The 17,738-nt window shown below is 63.3% G+C and carries 15 protein-coding genes; 13 read left to right on the top strand and 2 right to left on the bottom strand.

The features are described 5' to 3' along the window. The first annotated feature begins 6 nt into the window (after positions 1-6). The 12 genes from DYI37_RS00430 (at position 7) to DYI37_RS00375 (ending at position 14,295) form a co-directional block, all read left to right on the top strand. Complete coding sequence (locus DYI37_RS00430) at positions 7-2,136, top strand: type I secretion system permease/ATPase (protein WP_425365012.1); 2,130 nt, start codon at positions 7-9, stop codon at positions 2,134-2,136. A gap of 11 nt (positions 2,137-2,147) precedes the next feature. Next, positions 2,148-3,488, top strand: a complete 1,341-nt coding sequence (locus tag DYI37_RS00425; RefSeq protein ID WP_116681236.1) for an HlyD family type I secretion periplasmic adaptor subunit — start codon at positions 2,148-2,150, stop codon at positions 3,486-3,488. Between the two features lie 246 nt (positions 3,489-3,734). Continuing rightward, the gene (locus DYI37_RS00420) at positions 3,735-5,294 is read left to right on the top strand and encodes a lyase family protein (protein ID WP_116681235.1); all 1,560 of its coding nucleotides are present in this window, start codon (positions 3,735-3,737) and stop codon (positions 5,292-5,294) included. Positions 5,295-5,495: 201 nt separating this feature from the next. Then, entirely contained in the window at positions 5,496-6,068 is a 573-nt protein-coding gene (locus DYI37_RS00415; protein ID WP_116681234.1) for a cupin domain-containing protein, read from the top strand. Positions 6,069-6,407: 339 nt separating this feature from the next. Next, the gene (locus DYI37_RS00410; RefSeq protein ID WP_116681233.1) at positions 6,408-7,277 is read left to right on the top strand and encodes a nitrilase family protein; all 870 of its coding nucleotides are present in this window, start codon (positions 6,408-6,410) and stop codon (positions 7,275-7,277) included. A 31-nt stretch (positions 7,278-7,308) separates the two neighbouring features. Beyond that, a complete protein-coding gene (locus DYI37_RS00405) occupies positions 7,309-8,463 on the top strand; it encodes a substrate-binding protein (RefSeq protein WP_116681232.1) in 1,155 nt (384 codons plus the stop codon). Positions 8,464-8,577: 114 nt separating this feature from the next. Next, complete coding sequence (locus DYI37_RS00400) at positions 8,578-9,411, top strand: branched-chain amino acid ABC transporter permease (protein ID WP_116681231.1); 834 nt, start codon at positions 8,578-8,580, stop codon at positions 9,409-9,411. Positions 9,412-9,475: 64 nt separating this feature from the next. Continuing rightward, positions 9,476-11,224: a branched-chain amino acid ABC transporter ATP-binding protein/permease gene (locus DYI37_RS00395; RefSeq protein WP_425365018.1), complete on the top strand. Its 1,749-nt coding sequence runs from the start codon at positions 9,476-9,478 to the stop codon at positions 11,222-11,224. Beyond that, positions 11,221-11,955, top strand: coding sequence for a branched-chain amino acid ABC transporter ATP-binding protein (locus tag DYI37_RS00390; RefSeq protein WP_199520045.1), 735 nt, complete (start codon positions 11,221-11,223; stop codon positions 11,953-11,955). The genes DYI37_RS00395 and DYI37_RS00390 overlap by 4 nt, the downstream gene beginning before the upstream one ends. Before the next feature lie 26 nt (positions 11,956-11,981). After that, the gene (locus DYI37_RS00385) at positions 11,982-12,734 is read left to right on the top strand and encodes a DUF1028 domain-containing protein (protein ID WP_116681764.1); all 753 of its coding nucleotides are present in this window, start codon (positions 11,982-11,984) and stop codon (positions 12,732-12,734) included. Next, on the top strand, positions 12,731-12,928 hold the full coding sequence (locus DYI37_RS00380) for a hypothetical protein (RefSeq protein WP_116681230.1): 198 nt from the start codon (positions 12,731-12,733) through the stop codon (positions 12,926-12,928). The genes DYI37_RS00385 and DYI37_RS00380 overlap by 4 nt, the downstream gene beginning before the upstream one ends. After that, entirely contained in the window at positions 12,925-14,295 is a 1,371-nt protein-coding gene (locus tag DYI37_RS00375; RefSeq protein WP_116681229.1) for an amidase, read from the top strand. The genes DYI37_RS00380 and DYI37_RS00375 overlap by 4 nt, the downstream gene beginning before the upstream one ends. Before the next feature lie 196 nt (positions 14,296-14,491). Here the strand turns inward: DYI37_RS00375 and hydA are convergent, their stop codons facing one another. Both hydA and DYI37_RS00365 read right to left on the bottom strand, forming a co-directional pair. After that, positions 14,492-15,916, bottom strand: a complete 1,425-nt coding sequence (gene hydA / locus DYI37_RS00370) for a dihydropyrimidinase (protein ID WP_116681228.1) — start codon at positions 15,914-15,916, stop codon at positions 14,492-14,494. A 47-nt stretch (positions 15,917-15,963) separates the two neighbouring features. Beyond that, positions 15,964-16,677, bottom strand: coding sequence for a GntR family transcriptional regulator (locus DYI37_RS00365; RefSeq protein WP_116681227.1), 714 nt, complete (start codon positions 16,675-16,677; stop codon positions 15,964-15,966). A gap of 278 nt (positions 16,678-16,955) precedes the next feature. Here DYI37_RS00365 and DYI37_RS00360 point away from each other — a divergent pair, with 278 nt between their 5' ends. Continuing rightward, on the top strand, positions 16,956-17,723 hold the full coding sequence (locus DYI37_RS00360; protein ID WP_116681226.1) for a maleate cis-trans isomerase family protein: 768 nt from the start codon (positions 16,956-16,958) through the stop codon (positions 17,721-17,723). Positions 17,724-17,738: the final 15 nt, after the last annotated feature.

The raw sequence follows: 17,738 nt of genomic DNA, 5'->3' as shown, positions 1-17,738 counted from the left end.
AGCGAGATGGAAGGCGTCACGAGACCGTCGGAAAGGCAGGCCGAGGCGGCCGAACCGAGAGCGGGGACGATCGACGAAGTCGATTGGGACGTTCGGATGCGTTCGGCGTTGAACGATCTGAAATCGATCGCCGCCGAGGAGGCTGAAGAGAACAGGACGCCACCTCTCGCTGAAGAGGCCCGGAGCGGGCAAGGGAACACGGGGACTGAAGGCCGTTCCCCCATCGCGGAGCCTGGGCCCGTCCGTGAACCGACTGCGGAGACATCCGGCGACCGTTCGTTCGCGAAGATCGAGACGGAGACGCCCTTCGCCGCAAAGACGATCGATGTCGAGAGCGGACCGGTTCGCGCAACCGGCAAGGGTGGCCCGCCGAGCGGGATCAACGGCTCCGGCGGGAGCGGCGGCGGCGGTTTTCATAAGCGGCTCGGACCGGTCGACTTCTCGAAAAACCTCAAGGAGGGGCTCGCTGCGATCCGCCGCAATCTGTTGATCGTCATGATCTTCACATGCGCAACGAACCTTCTGGTTCTCGCCATACCGATCTACCTCTTCCAGATCTCCGACCGGGTGCTGACCAGCCGCTCGCTCGACACCCTCTGGATGCTGACCCTTGTCATCGTCGGAGCGGTCGTCCTCAACGCCATCTTCGATGCCGTCCGGCGGATCATCCTCATGCGAACGGCCGTCGAATGTGCAGCCAAACTCGGGGCTCCGATCCTGAGTGCTGCCGCCAGGGCCTCGCTGCACAGCAATGGCCGGGAATACCAGACGCTCGGCGATCTCCAGCAGATGAGAGCCTTCCTCACCTCGGGAACGCTTCTCGCCATGCTCGACGTCCCCTTCGCCCCGATCTTCATCCTCGGGATTTATCTCGTCCACCCCGATCTCGGCACGATCGTCGTCCTTACCGCACTCGGCCTGTTTCTCATCGCCTATGTGAACCAGAAGCTGACGGAGGGCCCCTTCGCGACGGCGAACATGCATCTGAGCCGGGCGAACGTGCATCTCGACTCGATGTCCCGCAATTCGCAGATCATCAACGCACTCGCGATGATCCCCGAAGCCGTCAGGATCTGGGGCAGGGATACGGCGGAATCGCTCACCGCCCAGGTCAGGGCCCAGGACCGGAACATCGTCGCGGCGGCCTTCTCCAAGGGCTTCCGGCTGCTGACCCAGGTCGCGATGCTCGGATGGGGCGCCTTTCTCGCGATTGAGGGCGAGATCACAGGGGGAATGGTGATCGCCGCGTCGATCATCGCCGGGCGCGCGCTGCAACCCATCGAGGGTGCGATCGAGGGATGGAACCAGTATGCCCTCTCGCGGGCGGCCTATGGGCGCATCGCGACCCTGTTGAAGGCATCGCCTCTCAACTTCGAACGCCTCGTCCTTCCCAACCCGCAGGGCCGGCTCGACGTGGAAAGGCTGCTCTATGTCCCGGACGGGACGAAGCGCGTCGTTCTCAACGCGATCAGCTTTTCTCTCAAGGCCGGCGATTCCATCGCCATCATCGGGGACTCGGGGGCCGGAAAGACGACCTTGGGAAAGATGCTCGTCGGCTCCATCCTGCCGACATCGGGCGCTGTCCGGCTCGACCTCATGGATCTGCGGAACTGGGACCAGCGGCAATTCGGCGTCAACATCGGCTATCTGCCGCAGGACGTGCAGCTCTTTCCGGGCTCGATCAAGGACAATATCGCCCGCATGCGCGACGATGTTTCGGACGCGGACATCTACGAGGCGGCGCGGCTTGCCGACGTGCACGAGATGATCGCTTCGCTGCCCCAGGGCTATGAGACCATGGTGGCCGCCGACGGCTCGCCGCTTTCGGGCGGACAGAAGCAGCGGATCGCCCTCGCCCGGGCCTTCTTCGGCTCGCCGCGACTCATCGTGCTCGACGAACCGAATTCCAATCTCGACACCGCCGGCGACGCCGCCCTCGCCCACGCCATAGAACACGCCCGCAGCCAGGGCATCACGGTCGTCACGATCACCCAGAAGCCGACGATCCTCGGAAGCGTCGAGAAGATCATGGTGCTTTCGCGAGGCGCGATCGCGCTTTTCGGCGAGCGCCGGGACGTTCTGAAGCAACTGGCGGGCGGTGCGGCAGGCCCGAATCTCGGCCGCTCGATCCTTTGAGAGAAACGACGATGAACACGGCTCTCGCAAACGACAACCGCCCCGAATGGTATGCGACGATCCCCCGGGGGATCGCCAGACAGACGATCTTCGGTCTGGTGCTGATGATCGTCGCGCTCGGTGGCTTCGGGACATGGGCGCTTTCGGCGCCGCTCGCGGCCGCCGTGATCGCCCAGGGCAGTTTCGTCGCCACGGGCCAGAACAAGATCGTCCAGCACCTCGAAGGCGGGATCATCGACCGGATCCTCGTGAGCGAGGGAGACATCGTGCAGAAGGGCGACGCCATCGTGAAGCTGGACGAGACGTCGGCCCTCGCCAGAGACCGGCAGTTATGGCTTCGGCTGGCCCGTCTCGAAGCCATCAATGCCAGACTGTTCGCCGAGTACGGGGCGCTGGACACGATCGAATTCCCGACCATCCTCACCGCGAACGCCGGCGACGTCGAGATCGCCGACATCATGAACAGCCAGCGCCTGAACTTCGACGCGGCGAGAACCAAGCTCGATACCGAAGTGGACCTCCTGAAGACGAACACGGAGTCGCTCGAATTCCGCGCCGAAGGCTACGAGCGCCAGCGCGCGTCCGTCGAACGACAACTGGGCTTTCTGAGGGACGAGCTCTCGGGGAAGCTGTCCCTCTTCGAGAAGGGCTTCATCAACAAGACGCAGATCCATTCGCTTCGAAGGGCGATCGCGGAGGCCGAGGGACAGATCGGACGTCTCTCCTCGGAGATCGACGAGACGATCTCGCAGGTCGCGAAATACGAGAAGCAGGTCGCCCAGGCCATCGCGGCCTACCGGCAGGCGGCGCTCGAGGAGCTTCAGTCGATCGAGGCCGAACTCGATTCGACGCGGGAAGAGCGCCACAACACGTCGAATGTCCTGAAGCGGGCGACCATCAACGCGCCGGTCGCGGGAACCGTGGTGAGGCTCTACTACCATACGGCAGGCGGCGTCATCGAGAGCGGCAAGCCGATCGCCGAGATCACGCCGTCCAACGTGCCGCTCATCATCGAGGTTCAGGTTCCGCGAACGGACATCGACAGCGTGAAGGTGGGTCAGGACGCGATGGTGCGCCTCAGCGCCCTCAACCAGAGAACGACCCCGATCCTCAACGGCAAGGTCTTCTACGTGTCGGCCGACTCGCTTCCGGATGCGAGCGCCGGCATGAACCAGGAGGTCTATGTCGCACGGGTCAAGCTTGCCTCGAGCGAACTCTCCCGGGTTCGCGGATTTGCGGCGACGCCGGGCATGCCCGCCGACATCATGATCCAGACGGCGGAACGGACGTTCTTCGACTATATCGCCAAACCGGTCGTCGACAGCATGGCCCGCGCCTTCCGGGAAAACTGAGGCGACGGATCAGCGGCGGCACCGATCCCGCACCGAGTGCGAAAGCCGATCGCGGAGGGATGCCGATCGCCACCCGAAGACCTTCCGAAGGATGAGGAGGCGGCCCGGATCGCGGCGACCCGAGCGATTCCGGCAAACCGAACCCTCGCCTGATGATGTCGGCACATCGCGTGGTCGACGCATGGCGACAGGATGGTATGGTTCCCATGGCTTGCCCCTTCAGCAGGCAAGCCATGGGAGGATTTCATGATGCAATCGCGTTTCGCGCCGAACCGGCGGCAGAGCCGCCTTCTCGGCTTTCTGACCCTTGCCGTCTGCGCTCTGGCGTCTCCGATCCCGGCTGCTTTGGCTGAGGACGCCGAGGCACCCAGAGACGAGTTCTTCTGGTTGGGCGAGATGAACAAGGCAACGGCAGTCATCAACACCGAGGAAGGCCTGCTCGATCTCAGCCTTGCACCCTCGATCGCCAAGGCGCTCCAGACGGTGATCGACGACGGCTCGAAGCAGGGCGCGGATCGGCCGAGGACGGTCATCACCTTCGAGCCCCTGCTGATCGAGGCCGGCGGGCAGGAGGTGACGCTCCTTCATGCGGGACGATCCAGTCAGGACATGCACGCGACCTATCGGGCCGCCATCCTGCGTCAGGATCTCCTGGCGCTCGCCGAGCAGTTGCACACGACGACGCGCACCCTCGTCGACGTCGCCCGCACGAATGCCGACACGATCGTCCCGAACTATACCAACGGCGTCGCCGCCCAACCCAACAGCTACGGCCACATGCTGCTCGGCCATGCCGCCGGCTTCCTGCGCGACGCCGAAAGGCTGCACGAAGCCTATGCCCGCATCGATCGCTCGCCGATGGGCACGACGGTTCTGAACGGAACGAGCTGGCCGCTCGACCGGGAGCGGATGGCGGACTATCTCGGCTTCGCGACGATCGTCGACAATGCCTACGACGCCTCGCAGATCTCCTCGATGGAGCAGCCCGTCGAGGTTTCAGGCGTGGTGACGACGATCGCTCTGCACACGGGCAACTTCGTCGAAGACGTCATGACCCAGTATGCCCAGACGCGACCCTGGATCCTGCTCGAGGAGGGCGGCGGCAATACCTACGTGTCGAGCTCGATGCCGCAGAAGCGCAATCCGGGCCTCCTCAACGGGACCCGGAGCGCCGCCTCGAACGCTTTGACGCTCGCCATGGGACCGATCTTCCAGACCCACAACATCACGCCGGGAATGAGCGACCCGAAGGACGTGGCCGACAATTCCGCCATGGTCGAAGCGGTGATCGACACGCTCGCCCGGCTCGACCGCGTTCTGAAGGCCCTGAAGATCAATCCCGACCGCGCGCTTCAGGAGTTGAACAGCGACTGGACGGCGTCCCAGGAACTCGCAGACCGGCTCATGCGCGAACACGGCCTCCCGTTCCGCGAAGGTCACCACTTCGCCTCGGAAATCGTCACATTCGCCCGTGCGAACGACATGGGTCCGCTCGATTTCCCCTATGCGGAGGCGAAGCGGATCTATGCCGAGACCATGGCCGGGACCGATCATTCTGAGGACCTGCCGCTGTCGGAGGACGCCTTCCGCGCAACGCTCGATCCGGTTGCGATCGTGAAGAACCGCGCGACCATCGGCGGGCCGCAGCCATCCGAGATGACGCGCATGCTGGCCGCGGCGGATGAAGCACTCTTGGCCCAGGAAACATGGATCGAGACCCGCACGACCCGGATCGACGACTCGCTCGAACGCCTCGACAAGGACTTCCAGGCGCTGCTGACGGGCTCTGCCGAAGACAAGGGCTGACCCATGACGAGTGGCATGGCCCGGACCCGGTCACCACAGGTCCGGTCCAAGCCGCGTCGTCATGAACAGAATGACGTTTCGAGGCCCACATCGCCAGGGCCGTGAGCCGGGGTCGTATGTCGGGCGCGAATTTTGGTGTTCACCGGGTGCGACACAGGCCTATGACAGCCAATTCTTCTGGCCGCGAACGGAGTGCTGCACATGAAACAGAGCGCTGACGAGACCACTGCCGGCAAACTTCGCCAGTTGCGGCGTATTCACGGACAATCCCTCAAGCAACTCGCCGAAACCGTCGGCTGCTCCGAAAGCATGCTGTCGAAGGTCGAGACCGCGAAGGTTCGACCGACGATGACGATGCTTCGGAAGCTCGCGGACGCGCTTCACGTCAATATCGCCTTCTTCTTCGAGACCTACGCCAAACCCGAAGATGTGGTTCATCGTCAGGGCGAGCGTCCTATTCTCGATGTGGGACGCGCGTCGGACGGGATCGCAATTCGGCTGGAGCGCCTGCCGCCGATTTCGCAGCAAAGTCTGCTGGAGGCCAATATTCATATCGTCGAACCAGGCGGCTCGACCGAAGGTGCATTCAGCCATGTGGGCGAAGAAATGGGGTACCTTCTGGAAGGCGCGATCACCCTCACCGTCGGAAGCGAAACCTTCCACCTTCACCAAGGCGACTCCTTCGCATTCCCTTCGACCGTACCGCACTCCTATCACAACGAAAGCGAAGCGGTTGCGCGGGTCTTGTGGGTCAACACTCCGCCGAGCTTCTGACACGCAAGAGTTGGACTTTCGGCAGCTGCCGTCCTCGGCTCTGCTCCCAGCCGCGCATCGAGTCGGTACAAGGAAACGGTACAAGTGACGGCGCTTCGACCTCCTTCTGGACCATCAGAGCGTGCCGCATCGGACGTTCGATGCTGAATGACAGGTCTCAAGGATTGCCTTCGAGCCCATGAGAGAAGCATTCGGTCGGTCATTCCGCCTAGTTTGAGTGCAAACCCAAAAAATGTGCAAACACTCGTTCAAGTCGCTTGAACGATCCGTGCATTTGCGTCAGCTTGGCTGTCAACGGCGCCTCGAGCGCGGTCAGAAACAGCTGGAGACGGTGCCTCAATGGCTGGAGAAGCAAGCATTCGCGTGACCTGCGCTCAGTTCGAGCCGAGGATCGGCGAGGTTGCCCGAAACCGAGAGACGAGCTTGACGCTTATCTCGCAGGCTGCCGACGAAGGTGCCGATCTCGTGGTCTTGCCGGAGCTCTGTCAGTCCGGCTACGTCATCGAAAGCCGCAAGGAAGCGTTTTCGCTGGCCGAAACCGCACCCGGTGGTCCGACGATCGAAGCCTGGATCGGCCTTGCCAGGGAGCGAGGCATCCACCTCGTCGCGGGCTTTCTGGAACGTGATGAGGACCGCCTCTTTAACAGCGCCGTCGTCATCGGCCCCGACGGCATCATAGGGACCTATCGAAAGAACCACCTCTGGGATGCGGAGGCCTTGTTCTTCGAGCGCGGCAACCGAAATTTCCCGATCTTCCACACGCCCTTCGGCCGCCTCGGCGTCCTCATCTGTTACGATGGGTGGTTCCCCGAAGCCTGGCGGCTTCTCGCGCTTGCCGGCGCGGACATCGTCTGTGTGCCAACGAACTGGGTTCCGATGCCGAAGCAGCCGCAAGGCCTTCCGGCAATGGCGAACCTGCTCTGCATGACCGCAGCCCATGTCAATTCCTTCGTCGTTGCCGCATGCGACCGGATCGGCACGGAGCGCGGCCAGCCCTTCATCGGCCAGAGCCTGATCGTCGATCATACCGGATGGCCCGTTGCGGGCCCTGCGAGCATGGATCAGCCCGCCATGATCTCCGCCGAAGTCGATCTTGCCGCAGCGAGGCGCGGAAGGAACTGGAACAGCTTCAACCAGATCGTCCGGGATCGGCGCAGCGATCTCTACGGTGAGACGCTGGGGAGCGCGGCTATCCCCGATTTGCAGTGATCGAGCCGCACTAACGAAAGGACTTCTGCCCATGAGAAATCTGACACTTGTGAGTGGTCTCGCTCTGACACTCGCCTTCTCGATCGGTGCCAACGCGCAGGAAGGGCCGATCAAGATCGGCATTCCGGTCGGGCTCAGCGGCGCGAACAGCGTCGTCGCCCCGTCCGTCGTTCAGTCGAGCGAACTTGCTGCCGAAGAGATCAACAAGGCCGGCGGAATTCTCGGACGCCAAGTCGAACTCGTCGTCGCGGACGACGGCAGCGGTGCGCAGGGTGCACAACGCGCTTTCGACTCTCTGGTCTATCAGGAGGAGGTCGACGCCCTCATCTCGATGGAGACGAGCGCCGCGCGCAACGCGGGGCTTCCGATCGTGAACCGTTCCGGCACACCGTATATCTACACGTCCTTCTACGAGGGTCGCTCCTGCAGCCCGAACATGTTCGTCGACGCCTGGGTCCCCGAGCAGCAGGTGACACCGATCGTCGACCAGTTCATGAAGGAACTCGGAGCGAAGACCTTCTACCTGATCGGCAGCGACTACGAGTTCGGTCGCGGGATGCTCGAGTTCACGCGTCAGTACATCGAAGAGAGCGGCGGCACCGTACTCGGCGAGGAATATCTGCCGATGGACGCTTCGGACTGGACGCCGATCCTGTCGGACGTTCGCTCGAAAGGTCCCGATGCCATCATCACCTCGACGGCCGGCGGCGCGCCGAACGTGACGCTCACCAAGCAGATGCGCAATTCCGGGATCGACGTGCCCTACGGCAACCTTGCCGTCGACGAGGGCACGGCTGCCAGCATGGGCTCGGATGCGACCGGCATCTACATCTCGCAGTCGTACCTGACCGGGATCGAGAGCGAGGAGAACAAGCGCTTCCTCGCCGCGATGGAAGAGAAGTTCGGCTCCGATCTGGAAACGCCGAACGATCTCTCGGTGCCGCAATACGAGGCGATCTACCTCTACAAGGCGGCGGTCGAAAAGGCCGGCTCCACCGACAAGGCGGCGGTCATCGAAGCGCTCCCGCAAGTCTCCTACACCGGCCCGCGCGGCGATATTCAGATGAGCGTTCAGCACCATACGCCGCTGACCATGTATCTCGGCCAAGTGCAGGAGGACGGAAGCGTCGAGGTGATTCAACGTTTCGAGAACGTCGATCCGGGCGAGCAGTGCCCGAATCTCTGAGCTGAAACGACATCGACCGTCCGGCCCCGATCGATCGGTCCGGACGGTCTGATTTTCGCAGGCGAACGCTTCGGCGCTCGCGTCCGCTCCAGGCCACCACTTGGGATCGACACGATGCCCCTCCTCCTCGACATCGTCACGACATCGGCGATCCTGTTCATCGTTGCCGCGGGATTGATGATCATCCTCGGCGTGATGAAGCTGATCAACTTCGCGCACGGAGCGTTTCTCACGGTCGGTGGATACTCGGCTTATCTCGTCACCGATTATGGGTTCAGCCCCTGGCTTACGGTGCCGTTCGCGGCGCTTGTCGGGTTCGTCCTCGGCATCGCGGTCGAACGTCTGGTCGTTCGACCGCTCTATTCACGGCCTCTCGACGCGATCCTCGCGACGTGGGGCCTGGGCATCGTCATCACTCAGATCATCGTGTTTGCCTTCGGACGCGGTGTGCAGTTCGCCGAGAGCCCGATGTCCGGAACCCTCGAAGTCTTCGCCACCAACTATTCCGCCTGGCGCCTCGTTCTGGTGCTCGTCGCAGTACTTCTCGGCCTCGGGCTGACTGCGCTTCTCTATCTGACCCGCTTCGGTCTCAACGCGCGTGCGGTGATCATGAACGAGGATCTTGCCCGTGGCCTCGGTATTGACAGCACGAAGGTGCGAATAACGACCTTCGGGCTCGGTGCAGCTCTCGCCTGCACGGCCGGCGCTCTTATTACTCCGCTCCTGTCCGTGGACCCGAACATGGGCCTGCCCTGGCTGGTCAACTCCTTCATGCTCGTACTCGTTTCCGGCGTGGCGATCCCCGGGCTCGCCCTCGCCTCGCTCCTTCTCGGCGGAGCCCAGGTTCTCGTCAGCACCTTCGTCAGTCCGATCCTCGGCGGTATCACCATCGTCGTCTTCGCCGCCATTCTTCTGCGCATCCGCCCGAAAGGACTGTTCGGTGGCTGATTTTGAATCCTCGGTATCCGCCCGGAACCGCCGTCGCTTCTGGCTCGTGGGTTTTGTGGCCGTCATGGCCCTCGCCATCGTCTACGCAGCCCCGTTGTTTCTCGATCGGTATCTCGTGAACGTCCTGATCCGGGCGCTCTTCCTGGCGGTCCTCGCAATCACGGTCGATCTCGTCTGGGGCTTTTCCGGCGTTCTCACCTTTGGCCAGTCGGCCTTTTTCGGGATCGGTGCCTATGCGTGCGCCCTCCTGGCGACCCATTACGGGTTCGGCCCCCTCTGGTTCTTCGGCGCATTCCTAATAGGACTCGCGCTTGCCGCCGTGACGGCATGGCTCGTCGGTATCCTGTCCTTCTATCATGGAGCCTCGCCGCTCTATTCGTCGATCATCACGCTCGCGCTGCCGATCGTTCTCGTCCAGATCATCTTCGCTGGCGGCCGATTCACCGGATCGAGCAGCGGCATCTCCGGTTTTCCGACCTACTACTGGGCGGTCGAAACTTGGTTCGTAATAGCCGGCACGCTTCTCGTCGCGGTCGCCTGCTTCGCATGGCTCTTCGTACGCTCCGATCTCGGGCGCATCCTCATCGCAATCCGCGAGAACGAAGATCGGTGCGCCTATCTCGGCATTCCCGTCTCGCGCATCAAGATCGCACTCTTCACCGTCTGCGGTGCGATCGGGGCCGCGGCGGGCTTCGGCTATGCCGCGTTCACCAATGTAGTCGCTCCGGAACTCGGCGGCTTCCTGCTCGGAACGGAATCCCTGATCTGGGTCGCACTCGGCGGACGCGGAACATTGATCGGCCCGATCTTCGGTGCGATCGGCATCGACGTCACGTCCTCCTATCTTTCTGGGAGCCTGCCGTTCCTCTGGAAATTCATCGTCGGCGTCCTCTTCGTGATCGTCATCGTGGTGCTTCCGAACGGCTTCGCGTCCCTCGTGACCGGCGCATGGAAGAAGTTCGGACCCGGTCGGCGCAGTCCAGCGTCCGGACATGAGCATGGCAGCGGATCGATCGTGCTTCGCACCGCCCCAGCCGGAACCCGCGAGGTGACCGGCGACCAATCTCCGATCGCCATCGAGGGACTGGGATGTCGCTATGGCAGCTTGAGCGTACTCGCCGATCTGAGCTTTCAGGGCAGATCCGGCGAACTCCTCAGCATTGTCGGCCCCAACGGTGCGGGCAAGACGACGCTCATGCGATGCATCAGCAACGGACAGGAGCGGACTGCCGGCACCGTCGAAATCGCAGGCCAGGAGATTGCACGCAGATCGCCCGAACGGGTCGTTGGCCTCGGCGTCGGACGAAGTTTCCAGAACACCAGCCTCTTCGACAGTCTGACGGTGGGCGACTGTCTTCGACTGTCGCGATATCGAGTCGACGGCGCGCGGCTTTTTCGGCGTACGAGCCATGTCTCTCTGCCCGCGCCGGCCCTCGGAATTCTGAAGGCGACGGGTCTCGATCGGCATCTCGATCAGGAGACCCGTTATCTCTCCCACGGTCAGAAGCGTGGTCTCGAACTCGCCATGGTCCTCGCGACCGAACCGAAGGTCCTATTGCTCGACGAACCGACGGCCGGGCTGACGAAAGCCGAACGCACTGCGATCGGCGAGGTCCTCCTGTCCCTCACGACGACCTACGGGCTCTGCGTGATCCTGATCGAACACGATCTCGATTTCGTCCGCGAGATATCCGACCGTATCGTCGTTCTCCACCAAGGCCGGATGGTTCTCGATGGCAGCGTCGAGGAAGTCGTCTCTTCCGATCTCGTCAAATCTGTTTATTCCGGACACGGAACGGAGGTCGCATCGTGACGAACGTTCTTGGATCCGACGCAGCGATCTCGTCCCCCGTTCTCTCGGTTCACGGGATCTGCTCGGGCTATGGCGGCGGCAATATCCTTCGCGACATCTCGCTCGACCTCGAAGCGGGCGAGATCCTCACGGTTCTCGGCAAGAACGGAATGGGGAAGTCGACACTCGTCAAGACGATCATGGGCTTCGTGAAGCCGAACAGCGGCCGCATCGCTCTCCACGGAGACGACATCACAAGCGCCGAACCCCATAAGATCGCCCGGCGCTCCATTGCCTACACGCCGCAGGAATTCGCCATCTTCCGCGAACTGACGGTTCAGGAGAACCTGCGGCTCGGTGTCGGGAACGATGATCTTCTGAAACAGCGACTCGGCGATGTCGAGGCCGCCTTTCCCCGGATGATCGAGCGCCTCTCCCAGCGCGCCGGCACGTTGAGCGGCGGAGAACAGAAAATGCTTCTCCTGTGCCGAGCGATCGTCTCGCGTCCGCAGATCATGCTCATCGACGAGATTTCGGAGGGATTGCAGCCGACGATGGTGGAACGCATGGCGGAAATTCTTCGCAAGGCGCGTGATCGCGGCGTCGGCATTCTCCTCATCGAACAGAATCTCGACTTCGCGCTTTCGGTCGCGGACCGCTACGCGGTCATCCAGATCGGCGAGATCGTCGAGAGCGGACGCGTTGCGAGCACGGAGACTGCCGCCCAACTCGAAAAACATCTGAGGATCTGAAGCCGATGTCTTCGAAGATAGCGACGATGCGTGATGGATCGGCCTTCGCCAATACTTATTCCATCGTCGCGCGCTGTGCCCGAACCGGCGAACTGGGCATCGCTGTCGCCTCGGCGGTGCCGGCCGTGGGTGCGATCTGCCCCTATGTACGGACCGGCGTCGGTGCGGTCACGACCCAATCCTGGGTCAATCCCTACCTCGCCATCGCCATCCTCGACGACATCGCGGCAGGCGCGGATGCTGAGGGGGCTCTCGGTCGTGCGCTCGCCTCGGATAGCGAGGCCGACCTGCGCCAGCTCGGCGTCGTGGATGCGTCCGGCCGCTCAGCCAGCTTTACCGGGGCCGATTGTACCGATTGGCACGGATCGCTGACCGGTCCGGGTTACGCGATCCAAGGCAATATGCTCACCGGTGCGCCTGTGCTGGAGGCCATGAAGCGGGCCTTCGATGCCGACATGGACAAAACCCTCGCCGAGCGCCTGATGTCCTGCCTGACGGCGGCCCAGTCGGCTGGCGGCGACAAGCGCGGCAAGCAGTCGGCAGCGGTGCTCGTCCATAGCCACGAGGCCTATGCCCTCGTCGATCTGCGCGTCGACGAGGACGCCGATCCGGTGGGCCGTCTGCGAGCCCTCTTCGAAATCGCCCGCGCGCAATTGGCGCCATTCGTCGCCGGCATGCCGAAACGCGACGGTGGAAGTTCCTTTCCGCGCGAGGTCATGGACCTTCTGCTTCTATCCCCACCGGAACGACCGAAAGGCGGAGGATCACGCGAGCCATGAGCGACGTATGGGACCAGAAATCTAAGGAGACGACGGCCGAACCGGACGGCAAAGGCGCTGCGAGACTGGCGGAGATCGAGACGGCCTTCGCCGTCATCGAGCAAAACATCCGGCGCCTTCGCGAACTCGACCTCGCCGACGAACACCCTGCGGTCGTTTTTCGTCCCGTGCCCGTCGAGAGGTCTGATCAATGAGCAAGCCGGGTTTTCCCGATCTTTCGATCTTCGAGATCTCGAACGAGTTCGCGAAAGGCGGGCTCTCGCCCGTCGATCTTCTGGACATCTGCCTCGAACAGATCGAGGCACGCGACGAGACGCTTCATGCCTTCGTTCATCTGAACCCGGCGGCGCGCAAGCAGGCCGTCGAAGCGGAACGGGCCCTTCGCGAGGGAAGGAGCATCGGGCCGTTGCACGGCATTCCGATCGCGATCAAGGACAACTACCTGACCGCCGACATGCCGACCAAGGCCGGCACGAATGCGGATATCGATTTTCCGATGCAGGACGGAGCCGCGATCGCCAGACTGCGTGCCGCCGGCGCAATCCTGATCGGCAAGACGCGCATGCATGAATTCGCCTGGGGCATGGAAACGCCGCCGGCACGCAACCCCCATGACGAGACCCGCGTGCCGGGCGGATCGAGCGGCGGTTCCGGCGCCGCGCTTGCCGCCGGCATGTGTCTCGCAGCGACCGGATCGGACACCGGTGGTTCGATCCGCATTCCCGCCAGCCTTTGCGGTACAGTGGGCTTCAAGCCGACCTTCGGCCGGATCGGTCGCTCCGGCATCGTGCCGCACAGTTGGTCTCTGGACACGGCCGGTCCCCTCACCCGCTGCGTCGATGATGCAGCTCTTCTGACCGACGTGATGAGCGGACCCGACGTAGCGGATCCCGGCTCGTCGGAACGCTCACCGAGCGCGCTGCATGGCGCGTCCGGACGCCCGCCCGAAAACTTCACGATCGGCATCTGCCGCAACCATTTCTTCGAAGCCCTGCAAGACGACGTCGCACAGAGCGTCGAAGCCATGATCGGCGCCCTCACGAGAGCCGGTGCCCGGGTCGTCGAGTTCGAGCTTCCTGATCTCGAATACGGTCTCGGTGCGATCTTCGCCATCGAACTCGCCTCCTCCTCGGCCTATCACCAGCGGTCGCTTACGCAAGGCCATGCCGAAGATTTCACCGAGGACGTCAGGCTTCTGGTCCAGATGGGCGAACTCGTGCGCGCGACCGATTACCTGCAGGCCGAGCGCTTGCGAACGAGGCTCGGCCGCAGCGTCGCCCAAGCCATGCAGGAGATCGATGTCATCGTCGGTCCAACGATGCCGGTGACCGCATGGACGGTCGGCCAGCGCGAGGTCACGCTGGCGGGGCGGACGGAGAGCGTCCTCGAGAGTGCATGGCGCTACACCTATCCGTGGAATCTTCTCGGCCTGCCGGCCATCACGCTTCCCTGCGGCAAGGATCGCGACGGGCTCCCCATCGGCTTCCAGATCGCCGGCCGCCCGTTCGAAGACGCGAGCGTGATCGCTCTTGCCCGCATCGTCGAGAAATTCGCCGGCTGATCACGACAAAGCGTAAAGCTCGCCAGAAACGACGTTGGATGAAGCCTCCCGCAACAATCGGCGAGCCATGGGCAGCCCTCGGCCCCGTGCGACCTCGAATGCCTTCAGCGGTTGGCGTAGTCCTCCATGGCGGTGTCGATGAACCGGAAGTCCCTGAGGCAAGGTGCAGTGCCGGCCCCAGCGACAGTCACGAGGTTTACGCGACCGGGAGCGGCCCGGCGGTCGAGGCGAACGATGAGCGCTTTCGCGACAGGTAACGTCCGGTCCTCGCAGTGTCGCTCAGCTTTCCGTTCTCGATGACGACCGAGCCGTTCCGAACGACTGTCACCGGCCATCCGGTGAGTTCGAGACCCTCGTAGGGCGAGTAATCCGCCCCGTCATGCATGTCGGCATGGGCGACGGTCCGGGTCAGGTTCGGGTCCCAGATCGTCAGATCCGCGTCCGAGCCGATCGCGATCGTGCCTTTGCGCGGATAAAGGCCGTAGGTTCTCGCCTGGTTGGTCGACGTCAGCGCGACGAATCGCGGGAGGTCGATCCGGCCCTTCTTCACGCCCTCGGAGAACAGGATCGGCAGGCGCAGCTCCACGCCCGGAATGCCGTTCGGAATGTGCCGAAAATGCTTCGCGCCCTTCGGATTGAGCTTACCCTGCGGATCGTCGTAGCGAAACGGGCAGTGATCGGAGGAGAAGAGATCGAAGACGCCGCGTTCGAGCCCGTCCCAGCAGGCGTCCTGGCTCGCCTTGTCGCGAGGCGGTGGCGAGCAGACGAACTTCGCACCCTCCCAGTCCATGCCGTCGAGGTCGTCCGCCGTCAGCATCAGATATTGCGGACAGGTCTCGCCGATCACCTTGCGGCCGCGCCTGCGGGCCCGTTCGATCTCCTCCATCGCCTCGCCGTTCGAGACGTGAACGATGACGAGCGGCACGTCGGCGACCTCGGCAAGCGAGACCGCACGATGGGTCGCCTCCCGCTCGACCGCGATCGGACGGGTCGAGGCGTGGGACTTCGGTGCGAGCTCGCCCTCCGCCTCGTGCCGTCCGACCAGATAGCGGATCGCATCCTCGTTTTCGCAGTGGACCATGACGAGCGCCCCGGTGCGGCGGGCGACATCCATCGTATCGAGGATCTGAGCGTCGCTGAGACGGAGCGCCTCATAGGTCATGAAGACCTTGAAGGAGGTGTAGCCGGCCTCGACGAGAGCCGGCAGTTCCTGACCGAGGACGGAGGGGGTTGGATCGGAAACGATCAGGTGGAAGGAGACGTCCGTGTAGCAGTTGCCCTCGGCGAGCGCATGGTAGTCCTTCAGGGCCTCGCGGAGGCTCTGTCCCTTCTCCTGAAGGCAGAAGGGAAGGATCGTCGTGTTGCCGCCGAAGAGAGCGGAGCGCGTGCCGGTCTCGAAATCATCGGCCATGACGATGCCCTCGCCCGAAGGCTGGGCGATATGGACGTGGCTGTCGATCCCGCCGGGCAGGACGTATTGGCCCGATGCGTCGACAACCTCTTTGGCCTCGCCGAGATCGCGGCCGATCTGGACGATCACGCCGCCCTCGATGCCGATATCGGCCGCGTAGACATCGGACGCCGTGGCGACCGTCCCTCCCCGAATGATGAGATCGAACATTCCGTCATGCACCTCTAGAGTCTGAATTCGTCTTGGTCGGGTCGTTTTCAACCCGAGCTGTTTTCGAGCGCTTCCACACGAACCGCGGACGGTGACGGGGACGCCCGGGCAATCTGTTCGGCAAAGGCGCGTCCGGAATTGAGGAGGTGCTTGCGCCAGACGGCCGCAACGGCGGCTGGATCGTGTCGCCGCAACGCGACGATCATCTGCTCATGCTCGTCCATCGCCTCGGACCAACGCCCGTCGTCCATCAAGGCGAGATGGCGACCGACGCGAACCCGGACCATGAGGCTCGTGATCATATCGACCAGGATCGGATTGCCGCATTCCTCGATGATGAACTCGTGAATGGCCGTATTGATCGCGAAGTAGGGCTCCAGTTCGCGGCGTTCGAAATGGCCCTGCATCCGGGTGTGGCGTGCCTCGATCTCGCGAAGACGGGCGCTCGAGATGCGCGTTGCGAATTCCCGGGCGGCGAGACTTTCGAGTTCCGCGATGACCGCGAAGAGATCGCGCGCGGTCTCTGCGGTCATCGAAGCGACCTCTGCACCCCGGTTCGGGCGCAGGACGACGAGCCCCTCGATGTTCAGAAGATGGATCGCCTCGCGCACCGGCGTCCGCGAAATGGCATACCATTCGGCCAGATCACGCTCGACCAGCCGCTGTCCAGGCCTCAAATCGCCCCGAATGATCCGCGCTCTCAGATCGCTCGCGATGGAATCCGAATTGCGCGCCGTCTTCGGCACCCGATCCTCGCTCATCCCCACTCTATCCTCCGCCTGCCAACTCCCACGCTTCCGTGTCTAAACGGCAATCGAGCCGGAAGGCAACTCGCCAAATGCTGAGTTTAAACTCACTGCCGCTTATACATGCAAGAGATCAAGAAGTAGGCAAAGCAGAAAAAGATCAAAAAATAGGCTGACAAGGGGATGAGAATGGTATACCAAACTTTCGGCGATGGTCCGGGCTGAGAGCGCCTCGCCCACATCTGCCGCCCGCGCCGGAGCCCATCCGGCTTCGCGAACGAGGACAGCGGACAATGGCACGTATCGGGTTCATCACCCCCTCATCCAACACGGTCCTCGAGCCGGAAACCTACCGGATGCTCGCAGGCGTGGACGGGGTCACCGTCCATTTCGCCCGCTTCCAGGTGCTGAAGATCGCGACCGACGACGATGCGCTCAACCAGTTCGATCTCGCCCCGCAGCTCGCGGCCGCCGAAAGCCTCGCCGATTGCCGTCCCGACGTCATCGCCTGGTGCGGAACCTCCGGCGGATGGATGGGGCTCGAGCGCGATCGCGCGCTCTGCGCGGCGATCACGGAGCGGACCGGTTGCCCCGCGACGACGTCGACGCTCGCGCAGATCGCCGCGTTCCGCGAGCTCGGCGCGCACAACTACGCCCTGGTGACGCCGTACCTTTCGACGATCCAGTCACGCATCGTCGAGACCTTCGGAGACGAGGGGTTCGCCTGCGTCGCGGAGGAGCATCTGGAAGACCCGGGCAACTTCTCCTTCTCCACCTACGGCCCGGACGTCATCTCCGCGATGGTCCGCCGCGTCGCCGAAAAGGCGCCCGACGCCATCAGCATTTTCTGCACGAATTTCGACGGCGTTCGGATAGCCCCGCTCCTCGAGCGCGAGCTCGGCATTCCGGTGATCGATTCGACCGCGCTGACCCTCTGGCATTCGCTCGTCCTCGCCGGCCTCGATCCCGCGATCGTCGGGAATCAGGGCGTCCTCTTCCAGAAGAGTGGCGCCGGCTCCGATCGCCCGACCGCCGGGGTCGCTTCCTCCTCCTCCTCCTGACCTCAACACCGAAAA

Source organism: Fulvimarina endophytica, assembly GCF_003403015.1.
GTDB lineage: Bacteria > Pseudomonadota > Alphaproteobacteria > Rhizobiales > Rhizobiaceae > Fulvimarina > Fulvimarina endophytica.
The sequence above is the reverse complement of the archived record's forward strand: the minus strand, read 5'-3'. Positions and strand labels throughout refer to the sequence as shown.

Coding starts and splice junctions, on each gene's coding strand:
- DYI37_RS00430 (WP_425365012.1), top strand. CDS start 7: ATGGAAGGCGTCACGAGACCGTCGGAAAGGCAGGCCGAGGCGGCCGAA.
- DYI37_RS00425 (WP_116681236.1), top strand. CDS start 2,148: ATGAACACGGCTCTCGCAAACGACAACCGCCCCGAATGGTATGCGACG.
- DYI37_RS00420 (WP_116681235.1), top strand. CDS start 3,735: ATGATGCAATCGCGTTTCGCGCCGAACCGGCGGCAGAGCCGCCTTCTC.
- DYI37_RS00415 (WP_116681234.1), top strand. CDS start 5,496: ATGAAACAGAGCGCTGACGAGACCACTGCCGGCAAACTTCGCCAGTTG.
- DYI37_RS00410 (WP_116681233.1), top strand. CDS start 6,408: ATGGCTGGAGAAGCAAGCATTCGCGTGACCTGCGCTCAGTTCGAGCCG.
- DYI37_RS00405 (WP_116681232.1), top strand. CDS start 7,309: ATGAGAAATCTGACACTTGTGAGTGGTCTCGCTCTGACACTCGCCTTC.
- DYI37_RS00400 (WP_116681231.1), top strand. CDS start 8,578: ATGCCCCTCCTCCTCGACATCGTCACGACATCGGCGATCCTGTTCATC.
- DYI37_RS00395 (WP_425365018.1), top strand. CDS start 9,476: ATGGCCCTCGCCATCGTCTACGCAGCCCCGTTGTTTCTCGATCGGTAT.
- DYI37_RS00385 (WP_116681764.1), top strand. CDS start 11,982: ATGCGTGATGGATCGGCCTTCGCCAATACTTATTCCATCGTCGCGCGC.
- DYI37_RS00380 (WP_116681230.1), top strand. CDS start 12,731: ATGAGCGACGTATGGGACCAGAAATCTAAGGAGACGACGGCCGAACCG.
- DYI37_RS00375 (WP_116681229.1), top strand. CDS start 12,925: ATGAGCAAGCCGGGTTTTCCCGATCTTTCGATCTTCGAGATCTCGAAC.
- hydA (WP_116681228.1), bottom strand. CDS start 15,916: ATGTTCGATCTCATCATTCGGGGAGGGACGGTCGCCACGGCGTCCGAT.
- DYI37_RS00365 (WP_116681227.1), bottom strand. CDS start 16,677: ATGAGCGAGGATCGGGTGCCGAAGACGGCGCGCAATTCGGATTCCATC.
- DYI37_RS00360 (WP_116681226.1), top strand. CDS start 16,956: ATGGCACGTATCGGGTTCATCACCCCCTCATCCAACACGGTCCTCGAG.